Here is a 1,194-nt window from a genome sequence, read left to right as displayed (position 1 = left end):
GGGTTCGGTGGCCCCGTGGCGGGCGGGGCGGTCGGCTGGACGGACGGGTGGCTCGGGTCCGCCGCGATGGTCGGACGCCGGTACCGGTGGCCGGTGGGCGCGGTCCAGTGGGTGGCGCCGGTCTCCTCCTTGCGCACGACGGTCCACCCGGTGTGGGTCTTGAGGCGGTGGTGGTGGCGGCACAACGCGTGCAGGTTGGCGCAGGTGGTCTGGGCGTCGCCGGGGCGGGTGGGGTCGAACGGTTCGACGTGGTCGACGTCGCACCGGTACGACGGAGTGCGGCAGCCGGGGAAGGTGCACGTCGTGTCCCGGGCCAGGACCGTGGCGGTCAGGTCTGCGCCGGGCCGGTAGGACCGGGGGCCGATCCCGGTCAGGGAGCCGGTCGCCGGGTCGGTGAAGATCCGGCGCCAGGTCGCGTCCGCCGCGATCGATCGCGCCATCGCCGCCGGGATGGGGCCGTAGCCGGCGAGCTCGGCGGGTACGTCGTCGAGGCCGAGGAGAGTCGTCGCCGCGGCGGTGACCTGCAGGTGTGGCCGGACGCGCTGGCGGGTGGGCAGCGACTCTCCGGACGGCGCCAGGCCCGAGTCGAGGATGCGCGTGAACGTGTCGCTGAGTGCGTCCGCGCGACGCGCGTCCACCCCTGTCGAGTCGTCGGTCGCGGAGGATCCCGCGAGGGCGTCCAGCGCGGTGAAGACGCGCAGGGCGTCGTCGGCGGGCAGGTAGGCGCTCAGCCAGGCCATCGAGTCGGGCGCGGGGGTGAGGGTGACGTGGCGCTGCGCGCGGGCGTGGGTGTGCCGGTGATCAGCCGCCGCCGGGTCACGGGTGAGGTCCAGGCGTCGGATCCGGGCCCGAAGCTGCGGGACGGTCAGCTCGGTCGCGTCGGGTAGCGCGGCGGCGACCAGCTCGCGCGCGGTGTCCAGGGGCAGGTGGTCGGTCGTGTCGATGAGCGCGACCGCCTTGCGCACGTCGACGGCTCCTGCGTGCAGCGCGTCGGCGAGCTCGGGCATCGCGTCCAGGCACGTCGCGAGGGAGACCTTGCGCTCTGCCACGGCCCGGGTCGTGGCCAGCCGGGCGGCCACCTCGTCCGCCACGAACTCACCGAGGCGCCCGAGCTCGCGGCGACGAGCCAGCTCGGTGATCATCCGCGCCTGACGCGCCGCCACCCACGAGGTGATGCGTTCCCACCCCGCGATC

1 protein-coding gene is annotated in these 1,194 nt (G+C 75.1%); it reads right to left on the bottom strand.

Annotation, left to right across the window (positions count from 1 at the left end):
- Positions 1-1,194: HNH endonuclease signature motif containing protein (locus HIR71_RS16250; RefSeq protein ID WP_169326102.1), on the bottom strand; the 1,194-nt coding region annotated here is incomplete at both ends.

This window comes from Cellulomonas fimi (assembly GCF_012952065.1).
In the GTDB taxonomy this organism is placed as follows: Bacteria; Actinomycetota; Actinomycetes; order Actinomycetales; family Cellulomonadaceae; genus Pengzhenrongella; species Pengzhenrongella fimi_A.
Note: the sequence above shows the minus strand (reverse complement) of the source record. Positions and strands in the feature narration are given on the sequence as shown.